A 19,344-nucleotide genomic window follows, 5' to 3' on the forward strand; every position below is an offset into this window, starting at 1 on the left:
TAACGCATGTTTGATGTACGCCCCGTCTTCAATGTGATCGGTTTGCTGGTGAGTTGCTTGGGGCTCACTATGATGTTTCCCATGGCCTTGGATATGTCTCGAGGTAATGGGCATGCGGGCGTTTTTTTGGAATCTGCTCTGATCACCTGTTTGACTGGCAGTGTGATGTATTTGGCGACGCGACGAGAGGCGGCGCGGGGCCTCACCCTACAACAGACGTTTTTGCTGACCTCAGGGGTTTGGCTGGCCCTGCCGATTTTTGGTGCCTTGCCGTTTGCCTTGGGCGCAACGGACTCGAGTTTTACCGATGCGTTTTTTGAAGCCATGTCCGGGCTGACCACCACAGGTGCGACGGTGATTTCAGGTTTGGATTACCTGCCCGATGGCCTTTTGCTCTGGCGCTCGATCCTGCAATGGTTGGGCGGGATTGGGATTATTGTTGTGGCTATGGTGTTTTTGCCGGAGCTGCGCGTGGGCGGGATGCAAATCTTTAAATCAGAGGGCTTTGACACCTTCGGTAAAATTTTGCCCCGCGCAACGGAAATCGCCGCGCAAGTTGCTTGGCTCTATGTCGGGCTCACGGGGGCCTGTGCGGTGATCTACATCGCAACGGGTATGCGCAGTTTTGATGCGGTGCTGCATGCGATGACCACCATCGCGACGGGGGGATTTTCGACCTATGACAGCTCTTTTGTGAAATTTGGTGCCTCAACGGAATATGCCGCTGTGGTGTTCATGTGTTTGGCGGCCCTGCCTTTCGTGCGCTATGTGCAGCTGATCAACGGGGCGCCTGGCTCGTTGTTTCACGATTCTCAAGTGCGCGTATTTTTCATCGTGCTTTTGGTGACTGTTGGGTTTTTAACTCTGGTGTTGTGGCAGGGGTATCAATTTTCGGGTGAATTGGGCTTTCGAAAAGCGCTCTTTAATGTGGTGTCGATCACCACCGGGACGGGATACGCCAGCGCCGATTACAGCAGCTGGGGCCCGGTGGCCCTGGTGGTGTTTTTCTATGCCGGGCTTGTGGGGGGGTGCGCCGGGTCAACGTCTTGCTCGGTCAAAGTGTTTCGCTATCAACTATTGGTCTCAGCCATTCACATGCAGCTGCGCAAAATTCACAGTCCCAACGGCATCTTCAACCTGCGGTATCAGGGCCGAATTGTGGGTATGGACGTCATCAATTCGGTGATTTCTTTCTTTGTGATATTCTTCGTCTCGCTTGGGGTCTCGGCGATGGCCTTGGCGCTCACTGGGCTTGATTTGTTGACAGCCTTCTCTGGCGCGGCGGCGGCTCTGGCCAATATTGGGCCGGGTTTGGGAGAGGTGATTGGCCCGTCGGGCAATTACAGCACATTAAGCGATGGCGCAAAATGGATTTTGGCCTTCACAATGTTGCTTGGACGGTTGGAGCTTCTGGCGGTCTATACATTATTCACACTTAGGTTCTGGAGGAATTGATGTCGGACACCAAACCCCTAGGGGCACAGATTTCACATATGCTAAAAGATCGCGGCGTGGATGTCATTTTTGGAATTCCTGGTGTACATAATCAGGAAATGTACCGCGGTATTGAAGAGGCCGGTATTCGCCACATCCTGGCGCGCCATGAGCAGGGCGCGGGTTTTATGGCTGATGGCTACGCGCGGGCCACTGGCAAGCCGGGTGTGGCTTATGTCATTACCGGACCGGGTCTGTGCAATATTATGACACCGATGGCTCAAGCCTTTTCGGATTCCGTGTCGATGTTGGTGTTGTCGAGCTGTTTGGATGAAACCGCGGCCCGGCGCGGGCAGTTGCATCAAATGTTGGATCAAGAGGCTGCCGCTGGGAGCGTTTGTGATTGGTCTTATCAGGCCAATACAGCCGAGGCGGCCTATAATTTGATTGACCGCGCCATACTTGAGTTTCAAACTCACCGCCCCCGCAGCAAGCATATCCAAGTGCCCATCGCTCAGTTGGAAGGGCTGGCGGACCCTGCGCCGCGCCGGCCGGTGGGGCTTGCTGAAGCAGTTGGAGCGTATTCTGCGGATCTGCGCCCACTCGCCGAGGAGCTTTCTAAGGCTTCTAAGCCGTTATTTGTCATTGGCGGCGGGGCGGCGGAAGCTGGCGCCGATATCGCTTCGGTTCTTGAGGCTTGCGGGGCGGCCTGTTTTGAGACCTATGCAGGGCGCGGGATTGTCCCCTGGGATTATCCTTTCAATTTTGGGGCGGCTTTGGCACGCCCCAGTTCGGCGCAAATTGTGGCACAGGCAGATTGCGTCGTCGCAATTGGGACTGAATTGGCGGAGGTGGATTTATGGCGTGCGCATCTGGGGCATCTCTGCCCTCTGTACCGGATTGATATTGACCCCGAGTGTCTGGCGGATACGCAGCGCGCGGAGTTGGCGATCCTCGCGCGGGCTGAAGAGGCGATGGCCAGCCTCAGGTCTTTGATGGCGGATTCCCGTTCGCAGTGGCAGGCCGGATCGGTGGCGGATCAACGCGAACTTTGGCGGGGCGAAATTGCAGCGGAGCGCCCTGGGATAATTGCGATCGCTGAGGCTTTGCATGCGGTTATTCCCGATGATGCGATGATTTACTCAGATATGACGCAATTTGCCTATGTGGCCAATGAAATTTGGCCGATGACCCGCGCGAAACATTGGCACCATCCCTCGGGTTTTGGTACGCTGGGTTATGCGCTGCCGGCCGCTATTGGTGGTGCAGTGGCGCGGCCCGGCAAACCGACGCTGGCGATTGCGGGGGATTATGGGTTTCAGTATTCTGTGCAAGAGCTGGGCACAGCCGTTGAGCTTGGCCAACCGCTACCGATTATCCTCTGGGACAATGGCAGGTTGAAGGAAATTGAGGACAGTATGCGCAGCGCACAGATTGCACCCAATGCGGTCATTGCGAAAAATCCAAATTTTCTGGAACTGGCGAGGGCCTATGGGGCAGATGCGTCTGCGCCAGAGACATTGGTGCAGATGCAAGAGGCGGTGACAGCGGCTTTCGACTCGGATCGCCCCAAATTGATTTACCTGTCGCCAAATATCTTGTCGTGACATCAGCAAAAAGCGCCTTACGGGTCGACTTCGTGACTGGAGCTGTGGCGCATCGGTTGCGCTTTGGTGGTGGGCGCGGCCAGGATTTGGCCAAGGCGATGGGTATGCGCGCTGGTAAAACGCCAAGAATTGTCGACGCTACAGCAGGCCTTGGTCGCGATTCCTTTCTCTTGGCTTCACTTGGTGCCGAGGTGACTATGATTGAGCGCTCTGACGTCATGCATGGTTTACTGCAAGACGGCATGGCGCGCGCGCGGCAGGAGGGGGGTATATTTGGCACGATTCTTTCGCGGATGACTGTCTTGCATGGGGATGCGAAAGCGCTTTTGCCAAAATTGAACGCTGAGGCGATATTGATTGATCCCATGCACCCGCCGCGTAAGAATTCCGCCTTGGTCAAACGCGAGCTGCGCCAGGTGAGGGAGATTGTCGGCACTGATGAGGATGCAGTGGCGCTGATGCAGGTGGCACTTCGCCATGCGCGCCAGCGGGTGGTCCTGAAATGGCCGGCCAAAGCCGCACCAATGCCTGGTATCAAACCTCACTCGTATCAGATTTTGGGAAAATCCACGCGCTATGACGTGTTCATGTGTCATGCAGGCTGCGAAGGCAATGCTGTTTGACCTGGCTTTAAGAATATGGCTTTCTGTAGATAAATAATCATTTAGTGAGTAGGTTGGTCATACGATATCTGTCGTAGCTTTGAAATTCTTTCACTTTTTAGGGCTATTTTTGGCTGGTGGCTTGGGCGTTGCCAATAATCTTTTGATGAAAGAGCACCAACTAGCAAAAGAACTGCCGTCTGCCGCGACGCAAAAAAACAATGGCGAAATTGGCGCGGATCGGCTTGGTGGCGATTGTCTTGCTGTGGGTAACGGGGTTTGGATTGGCATATCGTGTCTATGGGGGCATGAACCTTGGGCTGGCTTTCAACATTAAACTTCTAGGGGCGACTGGTTTGCTCGGGGTGGTGATCTTTATAAATACCTATCCGCAGGCGATGGCAAAAAAAGGGCAGGCCCTGAACCCTAAGCTGATGAAGATCCTGCCTATGGTGGCGCGCAGTGCTTTGGTTTTGGTGCTGGTGGGAATCGCCGTGACCACAACATCCTAGCTGGACGGCCAGGCCCGGGACGAAAAAGGCGCGGCGCAGGCGCATAGATTCGCGGCTGTTTCTTTGATTGGTGCTTCAAATAATAGCCCCCGGCAGCCAAAGATTGCTTTGAGTTGTTCGGTGTGATTGATTGTTTCTCTGGCTCTTCGTTTTGGGTTCAAATATTGCGTAGCTCCTCCAGAATTCGCCGAAATTGTGGGAAATGAAAAAAATGAAAGAAAGATGAAAATAGCTCTTGCGACTCTCAGCAGGGAACCTTAAACCCACGTCTACCGGCGGCGCTGAGCGACACCGGTGCGAACGACGGGTCATTAGGACTACGGTTCGGAGAAGTACAACCGATACGAGTTTTTCATTTTGCGCATAAGTAATTGCGTAATTTGATTATTTTTGTGTCACGTTATTTGAAATATTGGTATCTGAAGAGATATGTGGGCGGTTTGGTTCATTCGATGAACAAACAACTGCATATCGACTTACTAGGGCTACTTCTTATGAGGATGTCCGATGATGTAAGGTCAGCTTCACTGTTTGTTAGGTTTTTGTTTCTTTTGAAACTGAAGCACAATGGACAGAAATGATGTCCCGCCTGAACAGCGGGACGATGTGCAGAGGTTCGAACGTCAAGGATATACAGGTAACTGTATTTCAACTTGAGAGTTTGATCCTGGCTCAGAACGAACGCTGGCGGCAGGCCTAATACATGCAAGTCGAGCGCGCCCTTCGGGGTGAGCGGCGGACGGGTGAGTAACGCGTGGGAATATGCCCTTCTCTAAGGAATAGCCTCTGGAAACGGAGAGTAATACCTTATACGCCCTTCGGGGGAAAGATTTATCGGAGAAGGATTAGCCCGCGTTAGATTAGGTAGTTGGTGGGGTAATGGCCTACCAAGCCTACGATCTATAGCTGGTTTGAGAGGATGATCAGCCACACTGGGACTGAGACACGGCCCAGACTCCTACGGGAGGCAGCAGTAGGGAATCTTAGACAATGGGGGCAACCCTGATCTAGCCATGCCGCGTGTGTGATGAAGGCCCTAGGGTCGTAAAGCACTTTCGCCAGAGATGATAATGACAGTATCTGGTAAAGAAACCCCGGCTAACTCCGTGCCAGCAGCCGCGGTAATACGGAGGGGGTTAGCGTTGTTCGGAATTACTGGGCGTAAAGCGCACGTAGGCGGATTAGTAAGTTAGAGGTGAAATCCCAGGGCTCAACCCTGGAACTGCCTTTAATACTGCTAGTCTTGAGTTCGAGAGAGGTAAGTGGAATTCCGAGTGTAGAGGTGAAATTCGTAGATATTCGGAGGAACACCAGTGGCGAAGGCGGCTTACTGGCTCGATACTGACGCTGAGGTGCGAAAGTGTGGGGAGCAAACAGGATTAGATACCCTGGTAGTCCACACCGTAAACGATGAATGCCAGACGTCAGCAAGTATACTTGTTGGTGTCACACCTAACGGATTAAGCATTCCGCCTGGGGAGTACGGTCGCAAGATTAAAACTCAAAGGAATTGACGGGGGCCCGCACAAGCGGTGGAGCATGTGGTTTAATTCGAAGCAACGCGCAGAACCTTACCAACCCTTGACATCCTGTGCTACTACCAGAGATGGTACGTTCCCTTCGGGGACGCAGTGACAGGTGCTGCATGGCTGTCGTCAGCTCGTGTCGTGAGATGTTCGGTTAAGTCCGGCAACGAGCGCAACCCACATCTTTAGTTGCCAGCAGGTTAAGCTGGGCACTCTAGAGAAACTGCCCGTGATAAGCGGGAGGAAGGTGTGGATGACGTCAAGTCCTCATGGCCCTTACGGGTTGGGCTACACACGTGCTACAATGGCAGTGACAATGGGTTAATCCCCAAAAGCTGTCTCAGTTCGGATTGGGGTCTGCAACTCGACCCCATGAAGTCGGAATCGCTAGTAATCGCGTAACAGCATGACGCGGTGAATACGTTCCCGGGCCTTGTACACACCGCCCGTCACACCATGGGAGTTGGTTCTACCCGACGACGCTGCGCTAACCCTTCGGGGAGGCAGGCGGCCACGGTAGGATCAGCGACTGGGGTGAAGTCGTAACAAGGTAGCCGTAGGGGAACCTGCGGCTGGATCACCTCCTTTCTAAGGATGATCTTAGCAGCAAGACTTTTGTCTTACTCGTAGATCACTTAGCATGATATGTCCTTTGCATATCAAAACATCAGTTCATCTTTTGATGGACTTGGGCCGAGCCGTCCTCATATCTCTTCAGAAATTGCAAGCCTTCGGCTTGTATCAGCCGCCTGATTGGACCACCACCGGCCCTTTCGGCAGACTTGTTTTGCAAGTCACCTGTCGGGCGTTGTCGATCTTGTTATGCAAGATCCACTGGGTCGGTAGCTCAGGTGGTTAGAGCGCACGCCTGATAAGCGTGAGGTCGGAGGTTCAAGTCCTCCTCGACCCACCATATATTACACCCTTAAAGGGGGCGTTAGCTCAGCTGGGAGAGCACCTGCTTTGCAAGCAGGGGGTCATCGGTTCGATCCCGATACGCTCCACCAAGGATTTAAGTTTGAAAGTTAAGCAACTTTTGTTGTTTTGCTGTCCAACTTGGACATTGATCGGTCTTCGGGCTGACTTGACATCGTAAAGAGAGATACAAACATCAGAATTACTGGTGCACCAAGTAGGGTGTATCGTGATGTTGTTTGGCATCGTGTAAGAGGGGTAGGATTTATCTTATTCTTTTGTCACGCTGTCTTTTATAGCAACAGTTCACAAAGTAATTTTGTTCCAAGTTAAGTACAATTATACCTGAGTAATTCCGCAAGGTTTTACTCATCGTCGCTGCTCTATCCGGGCAGTGGCGGCACGAATGTTGCCCCCTCTTTGAACCAGCGGGGGCCCATGGGAATAATTTTGTATGACTTTTGGTTCAGAATTTAGTCATCTTCGGATGATGTTGGCAGGACATGCAAAAGGCCTGTCTTCTTCTGGATCAAATCAAGCGCGAAAAGGGCGTTTGGTGAATGCCTTGGCAGTAAGAGGCGATGAAGGACGTGATACTCTGCGATAAGTTATGGGGAGCTGAGAATAAGCTTTGATCCATAAATTTCCGAATGGGGCAACCCACTTGATTGTTTCTAGTTATCGCGTAGCGATAACCACCCCGTGCTGGACCTTGTCCGGTAAATTTTGATCCTTTGGGATTAAGACACGAGTTGGTTATTATATGTTGCGCGCTTATCTAGATGCAAAACCAAGTATTTATAACTTGAATACATAGGGTTATAAAAGCAAACCCGGGGAACTGAAACATCTAAGTACCCGGAGGAAAGGACATCAATTAGATACTCCCCTAGTAGCGGCGAGCGAACGGGGACCAGCCGAGCCATGAGTGTGACTAGAATGTGTTGGAAAGCACAACCAAAGTGGGTGACAGTCCCGTATAGGAAGCATGATTGGACGTATTAAGTAGGGCGGGACACGTGAAATCCTGTTCGAAGATCGGAGGACCACCTCCGAAGGCTAAGTACTCCTTACTGACCGATAGTGAACCAGTACCGTGAGGGAAAGGTGAAAAGCACCCCGACGAGGGGAGTGAAACAGTTTCTGAAACCGGACGCCTACAATCAGTTGGAGGGCCCTTGCGGCCTGACAGCGTACCTTTTGTATAATGGGTCATCGACTTAGTGTATCTAGCAAGCTTAAGCCGTTAGGTGTAGGCGCAGCGAAAGCGAGTCTTAATAGGGCGATTGAGTTAGATGCATTAGACCCGAAACCGAGTGATCTAGGCATGACCAGGTTGAAGGTTGGGTAACACCAACTGGAGGACCGAACCCACATCTGTTGAAAAAGATCGGGATGAGTTGTGCCTAGGGGTGAAAGGCCAATCAAACTCGGAGATAGCTGGTTCTCCGCGAAATCTATTTAGGTAGAGCGTCATCCGAATACCCCGGGGGGTAGAGCACTGGATGGGTAATGGGGCCCCACAGGCTTACTGATCCTAACCAAACTCCGAATACCCGGGAGTACTAGATGGCAGACACACTGCGGGTGCTAACGCCCGTAGTGAAAAGGGAAACAACCCTGACCGACAGTTAAGGCCCCTAATTCATGGCTAAGTGGGAAAGCAGGTGGGACGACCAAAACAACCAGGAAGTTGGCTTAGAAGCAGCCATCTTTTAAAGATAGCGTAACAGCTCACTGGTCTAATCAAGTTGTCCTGCGGCGAAGATGTAACGGGGCTCAAGCCATGAGCCGAAACTTCGGATGCATTTAATGCATGGTAGCGGAGCGTAGTGTGACATAGTTCCATGCGTCCTTCGTTTTATAGCGGACTGCGCGGGCTCTCGAGCCTTTGTGGTTGCGCGTAAAATACTGGACGCAAGGAGCTTTCTGTGAAGCCGGCCTGTGAGGGATCCGGTGGAGAGATCACTAGTGAGAATGATGACATGAGTAACGACAAAGGGGGTGAGAGACCCCCTCGCCGAAAATCCAAGGGTTCCTGCTTAAAGCTAATCTGAGCAGGGTAAGCCGGCCCCTAAGCCGAGGGCGAAAGCCGTAGGCGATGGGAACCAGGTTAATATTCCTGGGCCAGGAGGAAGTGACGGATCACGAAGATTGTTGGATCAGGCGTAGTTGCCCCAGCAGTTCAGTGGTTCCTGGAAATAGCCCTCCATCAGACCGTACCCTAAACCGACACAGGTGGATAGGTAGAGTATACCAAGGCGCTTGAGAGAACTATGTTGAAGGAACTCGGCAAAATACCTCCGTAAGTTCGCGAGAAGGAGGCCCGGTTTCTAGGCAACTGGAAGCTGGGGGCACAAACCAGGGGGTGGCGACTGTTTACTAAAAACACAGGGCTCTGCGAAGTCGCAAGACGACGTATAGGGTCTGACGCCTGCCCGGTGCCTGAAGGTTAAAAGGAGGGGTGAGAGCTCCGAATTGAAGCCCAGGTAAACGGCGGCCGTAACTATAACGGTCCTAAGGTAGCGAAATTCCTTGTCGGGTAAGTTCCGACCTGCACGAATGGCGTAACGACTTCCCCGCTGTCTCCAACATAGACTCAGTGAAATTGAATTGCCTGTCAAGATGCAGGCTTCCCGCGGTTAGACGGAAAGACCCCGTGCACCTTTACTACAACTTTACACTGATAACAGGCACAACATGTGCAGAATAGGTGGTAGGCTTTGAAGCAGAAACGCCAGTTTTTGTGGAGCCTCCTTTGAGATACCACCCTTGTTTTGCTTGTTATCTAACTGCGGTCCGTTATCCGGATCCAGGACCCTGTATGGTGGGTAGTTTGACTGGGGCGGTCGCCTCCTAAAGCGTAACGGAGGCGCGCGAAGGTTGGCTCAGAGCGGTCGGAAATCGCTCGTTGAGTGCAATGGCAGAAGCCAGCCTGACTGCAAGACTGACAAGTCGAGCAGAGTCGAAAGACGGCCATAGTGATCCGGTGGTCCCGAGTGGAAGGGCCATCGCTCAACGGATAAAAGGTACGCCGGGGATAACAGGCTGATGGTGCCCAAGAGTCCATATCGACGGCACCGTTTGGCACCTCGATGTCGGCTCATCTCATCCTGGGGCTGGAGCAGGTCCCAAGGGTACGGCTGTTCGCCGTTTAAAGAGGTACGTGAGCTGGGTTTAGAACGTCGTGAGACAGTTCGGTCCCTATCTGCCGTGGGTGTAGGATACTTGAGAGGAGTTGCCCCTAGTACGAGAGGACCGGGGTGAACGATCCACTGGTGGACCAGTTGTCGACTACGGCAGTGCTGGGTAGCTATGATCGGACAGGATAACCGCTGAAAGCATCTAAGCGGGAAGCCCCCCTCAAAACAAGGTATCCCTGAGGACCGAGGTAGACCACCTCGTCGATAGGCCAGAGGTGTAAGCGTGGTAACACGTTCAGCTGACTGGTACTAATGGTCCGATAGGCTTGATTTGATCCAGTAGAAGGCAGACACGCCAATACTGATCCAAAAGCCATACACAATTGCCGCATAAAATACTTAACTTGGAACACAAAGTTTGATTGCTAATAACAATCAGAATTTGTCTATCTTGGTTTGGTGATCATAGCGCCAATGAAACACCCGATCCCATCCCGAACTCGGAAGTTAAGCATGGTCGCGCCGATGGTACTGCAGCTCAAGCTGTGGGAGAGTAGGTCATCGCCAATCCTAGATAGATAAATAAATCTCTCAATGCGATAATATAAATATAAACAACAAAACTTGGACTTGCGCTAATTGCGCCAGAAATTGCAATTCCTTTACATTTGTAATGGTATGGGTAATGCAGACCCAATGTTAAATGCTGCAATTGAAATGCAAAATAAATTTATTAAAATAATTATACACGCTGGAGCGCATAAGACCGCTAGTACTCATCTACAAAATAGGTTGCTCGAGAATGAAAACCTGTTTGTGAAAAGCGGCTGCTCCTATTTGGGGCCTGAGAAAATTCGGGATGCGTTTGGCACATTGTGGCGCGCATTAGGCAGGTCCGACACGCCGGATGAGCAGAAACGTAAACTTGCTGCCTTGGCGGCTGGCCAACCGCGATTTTTGATCTCGGAAGAAAATATCATTGGCGGGTTTAAGGATTTGATGAACGGCCCCAATCGGGCAATCCTATGCCCGAAAGCTATTGAGCGATTTGCTCGACTGGCGCAGCTCGTCGCGCCCAATCTGTTGCAAATCGCCATGGCCGTGCGGTAACCTTCCAGCTATTATGTGTCTGTCTACAATCAATTGCTGCTTTCAGGACGCTTCTAAACTTGGGAGCGGTTTTCAAAAGGCTTAGATCCGACGGCTGTAAAATGGTCTGATATTTTGTGCCCCATCGCTGCGATTCCTGGCGTGGCTGAGGTTTCGATATGGCGATATGAGGACTATCACAGGCTGTTACTGCAAATTTTGGACACGCTATTGGGCCAGCCGCGTCCGGACATTCCATCGCATATGGGAAAACGGATGCACGAAGGGCTTTCAGAGCGCGCAGTGCAGGCCTGTTGCACCTGGCATGCGGCAGGCTATGGCGGGCGCCTTGGTGCGGTGGCGCGGGAAGATTTCGCCGTTTCTGACTCCTACCCGAAGTTTTTGCCCTGGCCGGAGGAACTTGTGCGCGAAAGCCAGGCTGCCTATGGGCAGGATATTCAGGCACTTGGCCGAGCCGGCAAAATCTCAGTTCTCGAATGATGTGTTTCAAAGGGTTGAAACACCGGTCAAGTCAGCGTATCTGCGCATAATCACAAATGTTCTGAGGATCATCATGGCGCGCACGAACCCATTTCAATTTATCCAGCAGACACGGGCGGAGATCACAAAGGTTGTATGGCCGACCCGCCGCGAGGTGTTGATCACCACTGCGATGGTCTTGCTTCTGGCGATTATTGCGGCGATTTTCTTTTCTGGCGTGGATTTTGTTATCCGCTTGGGGCTGCGCTCTGTCTTAGGAATGTTCTAAACAACTCCGATGCCGGCTCTTGAAAATAGGGGCCATGGAGGGTACTGGGCTTACGAACAACTCGCGGCGTGCGGCGATTCGGCCTCACGCCCGTTTTCATTTAGCGCCGAATGCGTTGAAGTTTGAATTTTCGGGCCAGGCCCGATCAAGGTGAAGGGCCATACAATGGCAAAAAGATGGTACTCCGTAAGTGTTCTGTCGAACTACGAAAAGAAGATCGCAGAAACCATTCGCCAGTCGGCTACCGATTCCAATATGGAAGAGCAAATCGAAGAGGTTTTGGTCCCTACGGAAGAGATAATCGAGGTGCGCCGTGGTAAGAAAGTAACGACAGAACGTCGCTTTATGCCGGGTTATGTTTTGGTGCGGATGGAGCTGTCTGACGAGGCATATCATTTGATCACTTCTATTAATCGCGTCACCGGATTTTTGGGTCCACAGGGCAGGCCAATGCCCATGCGTGATGCGGAGGTCAACCAAATATTGAACCGGGTTCAGGAGGGTGAAGATACCCCGCGTACATTGATTCACTTTGACATTGGTGAGCAGGTTAAAATCAACGGTGGTCATTTTGAAGGCTTTGATGGCAACGTGGAAGAAGTCGATGATGAGAACCAACGCTTGAAAGTGACCGTGTCTATTTTTGGCCGCGCCACCCCCGTAGAATTGGAATTCACTCAGGTCTCAAAACAGGTTTGAGCGATCTGCGCCCTTGGCGCAATCTGCCCGTTGGGGCATGTGGGAGGTTTCTGTCACGCGTGACAGGCCGGACCACATCAACATAGCCCAATGATCGCGATCATGGGTGTTTGAAAAAGGAGCAGCCGATATGGCTAAAAAAATCGCTGGTACGATGAAACTGCAGATCCCTGCAGGTGCGGCCAACCCCTCCCCGCCAGTGGGCCCGGCATTGGGTCAACGCGGGATCAACATAATGGAATTCTGTAAAGCGTTTAACGCGAAAACAGCAGATATGGAGCAAGGTGCACCTTGCCCGACTGTGATTACATATTATCAGGACAAATCGTTCTCGATGGATGTTAAGACCCCACCAGCTTCTTACTACCTTAAGAAAGCCGCGGGCTTGAAACCTGTTGGCAAACGCAACCGCCCACGCGGTGCGGAAAATCCAGGTCGTGAAACTGTGGCAACTGTTACAGTCGCTCAGGTGAAAGAAATCGCCGAAGCGAAAATGAAAGATCTGAATGCCAACGATATCGAAGGCGCAATGCAAATCATCCTGGGCTCAGCTCGGTCTATGGGCATAGAGGTGAAGTAAGATGGCAAAATACGGAAAACGCACCACCGCCGCACGCGCTGCATTCGCTGGTAAATCTATGGTCACAGTTGAAGAGGCTGTGGTGTTGATCAAAAGCGTCGCGACTGCGAAATTTGATGAATCACTTGAGATTGCGATGAACCTTGGTGTTGACCCGCGTCACGCCGATCAAATGGTTCGCGGTACAGTGAACCTGCCCAACGGCACAGGTAAATCCGTTCGGGTTGCTGTGTTCGCCCGTGGCCCGAAAGCAGAAGAAGCTTTGGCCGCCGGTGCGGATGTTGTTGGCGCGGAAGATCTGATGGAAATCGTGCAAGGCGGCAAGATCGACTTTGACCGCTGCATTGCGACACCGGATATGATGCCCGTTGTCGGTCGTTTGGGCAAAGTGCTGGGCCCACGCAACCTGATGCCAAACCCGAAAATCGGGACGGTGACGATGGATGTCAAAGAAGCGGTGGAAGCGGCCAAAGGCGGTCAGGTTCAATTCAAAGTCGAAAAAGCTGGCGTTATTCACGCCGGCATTGGCAAAGTGTCCTTTGATGATGCGAAATTGGCTGAGAACGTGCGCTCATTTGTGGATGCAGTGTCCAAGGCGAAACCGTCAGGTTCGAAAGGCTCTTACATGAAGAAAATCATTTTGAGCTCAACAATGGGCCCAAGCGTAACTTTGAACGTTGACAACGCCACCGGCCAATAAGCTGCGCTTGTCATAGCATGTATAGAAGTGGCGGGCTCTTGGGCCCGCCATTTTTCGTTTGTGGCGGCTCCAGGGCGCGTGGATTTTAGTCTTTGCCAAAAACCATTTGAGCCCTTGCCCAATCCTTGCGAATCCCCTAAACGAAGCCTCGACACCCCTGGCACATTGTGACCGGGGTGTCATTCTGTCCGAGATGGTGGGTGTCGCGAGGCTTAATTTCCTGCCTGAGATGGAGATTAGGACGAATTTCCGGAAGGCTTCCTTTGGGTGATTTTGGCTTTGGTCTCATATCATGGACTCTAACGTGGCAGGAAACTGCCACAGAAATGAGCCGAGGGGACCTTAAAAGCCCCTCATAATTTGGAGTGAAACTGTGGATAGAGCACTGAAAGGGAAGTTGGTCGAAGAACTCGGTCAAATCTTTGAAAGCTCTGGCGTCGTGGTGGTTAGCCGCTACGAGGGTATGACAGTTGCTGAAATGCAGGACCTGCGCGCGCAAATGCGTGAAGTTGGTGGGTCTGTGCGTGTTGCCAAAAACAGGCTCGCCAAAATCGCCCTTGATGGGAAGCCTTGCGCAAGCATCGCAGACCTTCTGACGGGTATGACCGTTCTCGCTTATTCCGAAGACCCTGTGGCGGCTGCCAAAGTGGTTGAGGCGTACTCAAAAGGCAATCCAAAACTGGATATCCTCGGTGGTGCGATGGGCGATAACGCATTGGACGTCGCCGGTGTCAAAGCTGTTGCCGCAATGCCAAGTCGCGAGGAGCTTATTGCTTCTATCGTGGGTTGCATTGGTGCACCTGCCAGCAACATCGCCGGGGCCATTGGCGCACCTGCAAGCAATATCGCAAACATTCTCTCGACGATCGAAGAGAAAGCTGCTTAAGCAACCAAAACATCCTCGTGGGTTTAAACCCTTCGTTGGAACACACTTATTAATTGGAAAGAGTCTAAAATGGCTGATCTGAAAAAACTTGCAGAAGACATCGTAGGTCTGACACTGCTTGAAGCACAAGAACTGAAAACTATTTTGAAAGATGAATATGGCATTGAGCCTGCTGCTGGCGGCGCTGTCATGATGGCTGGTCCTGCCGATAGTGGTGGTGGTGCAGCTGAAGAGCAAACAGAATTTAACGTAATTCTTGTTGCTGCGGGCGGATCTAAAATCAACGTCATCAAAGAAGTCCGCGCCATCACTGGCCTGGGTCTGAAAGAAGCTAAAGAATTGGTCGATGCTGGCGGCAAAGCTGTCAAAGAAGGCGTCGACAAAGCGGAAGCTGACGACATCAAAGCCAAGCTCGAAGCTGCTGGTGCTGAAGTCGAAGTAAAGTAATTTCAGACCTGTTCTGAAATTGGCTGGGGGCAGTTTTCTGCCCTCAGCCTTTGCCGTCTTAAAGTAACTGGCGTAAGCCGGTGCGATGAAACGGCACATCTCTCCTGATAGGCGCCCAAATTGGGGCGTCTTTCAGGGTAGGTTCATAGGTCGGGCGAGTGTCTTTGGGACGACACTCAAGAATAGGCCGAACCACAACCCGTTCTCAGATGTGCGCATCGCCGGTCCCCGACGGCAATGCGACAGTCGAGATGAAAGGTTACGTAACGCATGGCTATGTCATTCCTAGGTCAAAAACGTTTGCGCAAATATTACGGAAAAATCCGTGAAGTTTTAGAAATGCCAAATTTGATTGAGGTTCAAAAATCCTCATATGATTTGTTCTTGAAATCTGGTGACTCCCCGCAGCCGCTCGACGGCGAAGGCATCAAGGGTGTTTTTCAGTCGGTCTTCCCGATTAAAGATTTCAACGAAACCGCAATTTTGGAGTTCGTAAAATACGAGCTGGAAAAACCAAAATATGATGTGGAAGAGTGCCAACAGCGCGATATGACATATGCAGCTCCCTTGAAGGTGACGCTGCGCTTGATCGTTTTTGATGTAGATGAAGACACTGGTGCGAAATCGGTTAAAGACATTAAAGAGCAAGACGTCTTCATGGGCGATATGCCTTTGATGACACCAAACGGCACATTTGTGGTCAATGGGACAGAGCGGGTTATTGTATCCCAAATGCACCGGTCCCCTGGTGTGTTCTTCGATCACGACAAGGGCAAATCCCATTCCTCAGGCAAATTGCTGTTTGCCTGCCGGATCATTCCTTACCGTGGCTCTTGGCTTGATTTTGAGTTTGATGCAAAAGACGTTGTCTACGCGCGAATCGATCGTCGCCGTAAATTGCCGGTCACCACTTTGCTCTATGCCTTGGGTCTCGACCAAGAGGGCATCATGGATGCCTATTATGAAACCGTCGACTTTACCTTCAAAAAAGGCAGCGGTTGGGTCACTAAATTCTTCCCTGAGCGTGTGCGGGGCACACGTCCAACCTATGATTTGGTCGACGCAAAAACTGGCGAGATGATTGCTGAAGCCGGCAAGAAAGTGACGCCGCGCGCGGTCAAAAAATTGATCGACGAAGGGGCTGTATCAGATCTTCTGATGCCTTTCGATCAAGTCGTTGGTAAATTCGTTTCCAAAGATATCATTAACGAGGAAACAGGTGCCATCTATGTGGAAGCCGGTGATGAGTTAACTTGGGAGCTGGGCAAAGATGGCGAAGTCATCGGCGGCTCTTTGAAAGAGCTGCTGGATGCGGGTATCACCACAATCCCAGTGCTCGACATCGATAATGTGAATGTGGGCGCTTACATGCGCAACACAATGGCGATGGACAAGAACATGTCTCGCGACACAGCATTGATGGACATTTATCGCGTGATGCGTCCCGGCGAGCCACCCACCGTCGATGCGGCCTCCGCTTTGTTTGATAACTTGTTCTTTGACAGTGAGCGTTATGATCTCTCTGCAGTGGGCCGGGTAAAAATGAACATGCGTTTGGCCTTGGATGCGGAAGATACCGTGCGCACATTGCGCCGCGAAGATATCGTGGCCTGTGTCAAAGCCTTGGTCGACTTGCGCGATGGTCGCGGTGATATCGACGATATTGACCATCTCGGAAACCGCCGGGTGCGTTCGGTTGGCGAGCTGATGGAAAACCAGTATCGCGTGGGTCTGCTGCGTATGGAACGCGCGATCAAAGAGCGGATGTCCTCTGTCGAAATTGACACTGTGATGCCACAAGATTTGATCAATGCGAAACCGGCGGCCGCTGCGGTGCGTGAGTTCTTTGGCTCCAGTCAATTGTCACAGTTCATGGACCAAACCAATCCTTTGTCGGAAGTCACCCACAAACGCCGCTTGTCGGCGCTTGGCCCTGGCGGTTTGACCCGTGAGCGCGCTGGTTTTGAAGTGCGCGACGTTCACGCCACCCACTATGGCCGGATGTGCCCGATTGAAACGCCGGAGGGGCCAAATATTGGTCTGATCAACTCACTGGCGACCTTCGCACGTGTGAACAAATATGGATTTATCGAAACACCCTACCGCAAAGTTGTGGAAGGTGTTGTGACCGATGACGTGCAATATATGTCAGCCACTGAAGAAATGCGTCACACGGTGGCACAGGCCAACGCGGCATTGGATGACAACGGCAAGTTTAGAAATGACCTGGTCTCAACCCGTCAAAATGGTGACTATACCCTGGCGCAGTCCAGTGCTGTAGATTTGATCGACGTGTCTCCAAAGCAGTTGGTCTCCGTTGCAGCTTCTTTGATTCCATTCCTTGAGAATGACGATGCCAACCGTGCTTTGATGGGCTCGAACATGCAACGTCAAGCTGTGCCATTGCTGAAGGCGGAAGCGCCTTTGGTTGGCACCGGAATCGAAGAAGTGGTGGCGCGCGATTCCGGCGCGGCAATCATGGCCAAACGCGGCGGTATTATTGACCAAGTGGATGCACAGCGGATCGTGATCCGCGCTACGGAAGATCTTGAGCTCGGCGATGCGGGTGTGGATATCTACCGCATGCGTAAATTCCAGCGCTCAAATCAAAATACTTGTATCAACCAGCGGCCTTTGGTGAAGGTTGGCGATTATGTGCGCAAGGGTGAAGTCGTTGCCGATGGTCCGTCCACTGACATCGGTGAATTGGCCTTGGGCAAGAACGTGGTTGTCGCCTTTATGCCGTGGAACGGATATAACTATGAAGATAGTATCCTGATCTCAGAGCGTATTGTGCGTGATGACGTGTTCACCTCGGTTCACATTGAGGAATTTGAAGTGGCTGCCCGCGATACAAAACTTGGCCCTGAGGAAATCACTCGAGATATTCCGAATGTTGGCGAAGAGGCTCTGCGCAATTTGGACGAAGCGGGCATCGTATATATCGGTGCAGAAGTGGGGCCAGCGGATATTTTGGTTGGCAAAATCACACCAAAAGGCGAAAGCCCTATGACACCCGAAGAAAAACTCTTGCGGGCGATCTTTGGCGAGAAGGCCTCAGATGTGCGCGACACATCTTTGCGTCTGCCACCGGGTGATTATGGTACAATCGTGGAAGTGCGTGTCTTCAACCGCCACGGCGTTGAAAAAGACGAGCGTGCTTTGCAAATCGAACGCGAAGAAGTGGAGCGTTTGGCCCGCGACCGTGACGATGAGCTTACCATCTTGGATCGCAACATCTACGCGCGTCTGCGTTCCATGATCGAAGGCCGTGAAGCTGTGAAAGGTCCAAAAGGCACAAAGGGTGGTCTTGTGAGCGCTGAGTTGCTGGATGAGACACCGCGAAGCCATTGGTGGCAGTTCGCCATGAAAGAAGAGGGGGATGCCCAGGTCGTTGAAGCGCTGAACGAACAATATGAAGCGCAAAAACGCACCTTGGATGTCCGTTTTGAAGATAAGGTCGAAAAGGTTCGCCGCGGTGATGATCTTCCGCCAGGTGTGATGAAAATGGTCAAAATATTCGTAGCGGTGAAGCGCAAGCTGCAACCGGGCGATAAAATGGCCGGCCGTCACGGCAACAAAGGTGTAATCTCCAAAGTTGTCCCAATGGAAGACATGCCCTTCTTAGGTGACGGGACACCTGTGGACTTCGTTCTGAACCCGCTCGGCGTGCCGTCACGGATGAACGTGGGACAGATTCTTGAAACCCATATGGGTTGGGCCGCGCGTGGCTTGGGCATTCAGGTTGATGAGGCCTTGGGTGAGTACCGCCGGTCTGGTGATCTGACCCCTGTGCATGACGCTATGCGGATTGCTTATGGCGACGATGTCTATGCGGAAGGTATTGAAGGCATGGATGAGGCTTCATTGCTGGAATCGGCTGGCAATGTTGTGAACGGTGTTCCAATCGCAACGCCTGTGTTTGACGGTGCGAAAGAAGCAGACGTGAACGATGCCTTGCGACGGGCGGGCTTTAACGAAAGTGGACAGTCGGTCTTGTTTGATGGTCGGACAGGCGAGCAATTTGCCCGCCCTGTGACGGTTGGCATCAAGTATCTTCTGAAATTGCACCACCTTGTGGATGATAAAATCCACGCACGGTCTACCGGCCCATACTCGCTGGTCACACAGCAGCCATTGGGTGGTAAAGCGCAATTTGGTGGTCAACGTTTCGGGGAAATGGAAGTTTGGGCGCTGGAAGCTTATGGCGCGGCTTACACCTTGCAAGAAATGCTGACGGTAAAATCGGATGACGTTGCGGGCCGGACGAAAGTCTATGAAAGCATCGTAAAGGGTGAGGACAATTTCGAAGCTGGGATTCCAGAATCGTTCAACGTTCTTGTCAAAGAAGTCCGTGGCCTTGGCCTGAATATGGAACTCCTGGATGCGGAGGTGGAGGAGTAGACTGCGTGTCAGCGCATTTTACGCCCACCGT

Annotated in this window: 13 protein-coding genes, 2 tRNA genes and 3 rRNA genes; all 18 read left to right on the top strand. The window is 52.0% G+C overall.

Features of this window, described 5'->3' with window-relative positions:
• Positions 1-6: 6 nt before the first annotated feature.
• The 18 genes from ABLW18_RS08145 (at position 7) to rpoB (ending at position 19,313) form a co-directional block, all read left to right on the top strand.
• Positions 7-1,455 (top strand): TrkH family potassium uptake protein, encoded by a 1,449-nt coding sequence (locus ABLW18_RS08145; protein WP_347824313.1) that lies wholly within the window; start codon positions 7-9, stop codon positions 1,453-1,455.
• A complete protein-coding gene (locus ABLW18_RS08150; RefSeq protein WP_347824314.1) occupies positions 1,455-3,041 on the top strand; it encodes a thiamine pyrophosphate-binding protein in 1,587 nt (528 codons plus the stop codon). The genes ABLW18_RS08145 and ABLW18_RS08150 overlap by 1 nt, the downstream gene beginning before the upstream one ends.
• Positions 3,038-3,664: a class I SAM-dependent methyltransferase gene (locus ABLW18_RS08155; RefSeq protein ID WP_347824315.1), complete on the top strand. Its 627-nt coding sequence runs from the start codon at positions 3,038-3,040 to the stop codon at positions 3,662-3,664. The genes ABLW18_RS08150 and ABLW18_RS08155 overlap by 4 nt, the downstream gene beginning before the upstream one ends.
• Before the next feature lie 200 nt (positions 3,665-3,864).
• Complete coding sequence (locus tag ABLW18_RS08160) at positions 3,865-4,155, top strand: hypothetical protein (protein WP_347824316.1); 291 nt, start codon at positions 3,865-3,867, stop codon at positions 4,153-4,155.
• Positions 4,156-4,804: 649 nt separating this feature from the next.
• Positions 4,805-6,269 (top strand): 16S ribosomal RNA (locus ABLW18_RS08165).
• 248 nt (positions 6,270-6,517) lie between these two features.
• A tRNA-Ile gene (locus ABLW18_RS08170) sits at positions 6,518-6,594 on the top strand.
• An 18-nt stretch (positions 6,595-6,612) separates the two neighbouring features.
• A tRNA-Ala gene (locus ABLW18_RS08175) sits at positions 6,613-6,688 on the top strand.
• Positions 6,689-7,128: 440 nt separating this feature from the next.
• Positions 7,129-10,073 (top strand): 23S ribosomal RNA (locus tag ABLW18_RS08180).
• Positions 10,074-10,194: 121 nt separating this feature from the next.
• A 5S ribosomal RNA gene (gene rrf, locus ABLW18_RS08185) occupies positions 10,195-10,309 on the top strand.
• The 16S, 23S and 5S rRNA genes sit together here with 2 tRNA genes alongside, the layout of an rRNA operon.
• Before the next feature lie 246 nt (positions 10,310-10,555).
• Positions 10,556-10,849 carry a hypothetical protein gene (locus ABLW18_RS08190; RefSeq protein WP_347824317.1) on the top strand — a complete coding sequence of 98 codons (294 nt, stop codon included), beginning with the start codon at positions 10,556-10,558 and terminating at the stop codon, positions 10,847-10,849.
• Positions 10,850-10,963: 114 nt separating this feature from the next.
• The gene (locus ABLW18_RS08195) at positions 10,964-11,329 is read left to right on the top strand and encodes a hypothetical protein (RefSeq protein ID WP_347824318.1); all 366 of its coding nucleotides are present in this window, start codon (positions 10,964-10,966) and stop codon (positions 11,327-11,329) included.
• 73 nt (positions 11,330-11,402) lie between these two features.
• Entirely contained in the window at positions 11,403-11,597 is a 195-nt protein-coding gene (secE, locus tag ABLW18_RS08200; protein ID WP_347824319.1) for a preprotein translocase subunit SecE, read from the top strand.
• Between the two features lie 165 nt (positions 11,598-11,762).
• Entirely contained in the window at positions 11,763-12,296 is a 534-nt protein-coding gene (gene nusG / locus ABLW18_RS08205) for a transcription termination/antitermination protein NusG (RefSeq protein ID WP_347824320.1), read from the top strand.
• 130 nt (positions 12,297-12,426) lie between these two features.
• Positions 12,427-12,876, top strand: a complete 450-nt coding sequence (rplK, locus tag ABLW18_RS08210) for a 50S ribosomal protein L11 (RefSeq protein ID WP_347824321.1) — start codon at positions 12,427-12,429, stop codon at positions 12,874-12,876.
• Position 12,877: 1 nt separating this feature from the next.
• Positions 12,878-13,576, top strand: a complete 699-nt coding sequence (gene rplA / locus ABLW18_RS08215) for a 50S ribosomal protein L1 (protein WP_347824322.1) — start codon at positions 12,878-12,880, stop codon at positions 13,574-13,576.
• A 373-nt stretch (positions 13,577-13,949) separates the two neighbouring features.
• Positions 13,950-14,462 carry a 50S ribosomal protein L10 gene (rplJ, locus tag ABLW18_RS08220; RefSeq protein WP_347824323.1) on the top strand — a complete coding sequence of 171 codons (513 nt, stop codon included), beginning with the start codon at positions 13,950-13,952 and terminating at the stop codon, positions 14,460-14,462.
• A gap of 69 nt (positions 14,463-14,531) precedes the next feature.
• Positions 14,532-14,909, top strand: a complete 378-nt coding sequence (rplL, locus tag ABLW18_RS08225; protein ID WP_347824324.1) for a 50S ribosomal protein L7/L12 — start codon at positions 14,532-14,534, stop codon at positions 14,907-14,909.
• A 270-nt stretch (positions 14,910-15,179) separates the two neighbouring features.
• The gene (gene rpoB, locus ABLW18_RS08230; protein WP_347824325.1) at positions 15,180-19,313 is read left to right on the top strand and encodes a DNA-directed RNA polymerase subunit beta; all 4,134 of its coding nucleotides are present in this window, start codon (positions 15,180-15,182) and stop codon (positions 19,311-19,313) included.
• Positions 19,314-19,344 lie beyond the last annotated feature (31 nt).

Origin of the sequence: uncultured Planktomarina sp., assembly GCA_943788425.1 — a bacterium.
In the GTDB taxonomy this organism is placed as follows: domain Bacteria; phylum Pseudomonadota; class Alphaproteobacteria; order Rhodobacterales; family Rhodobacteraceae; genus Planktomarina.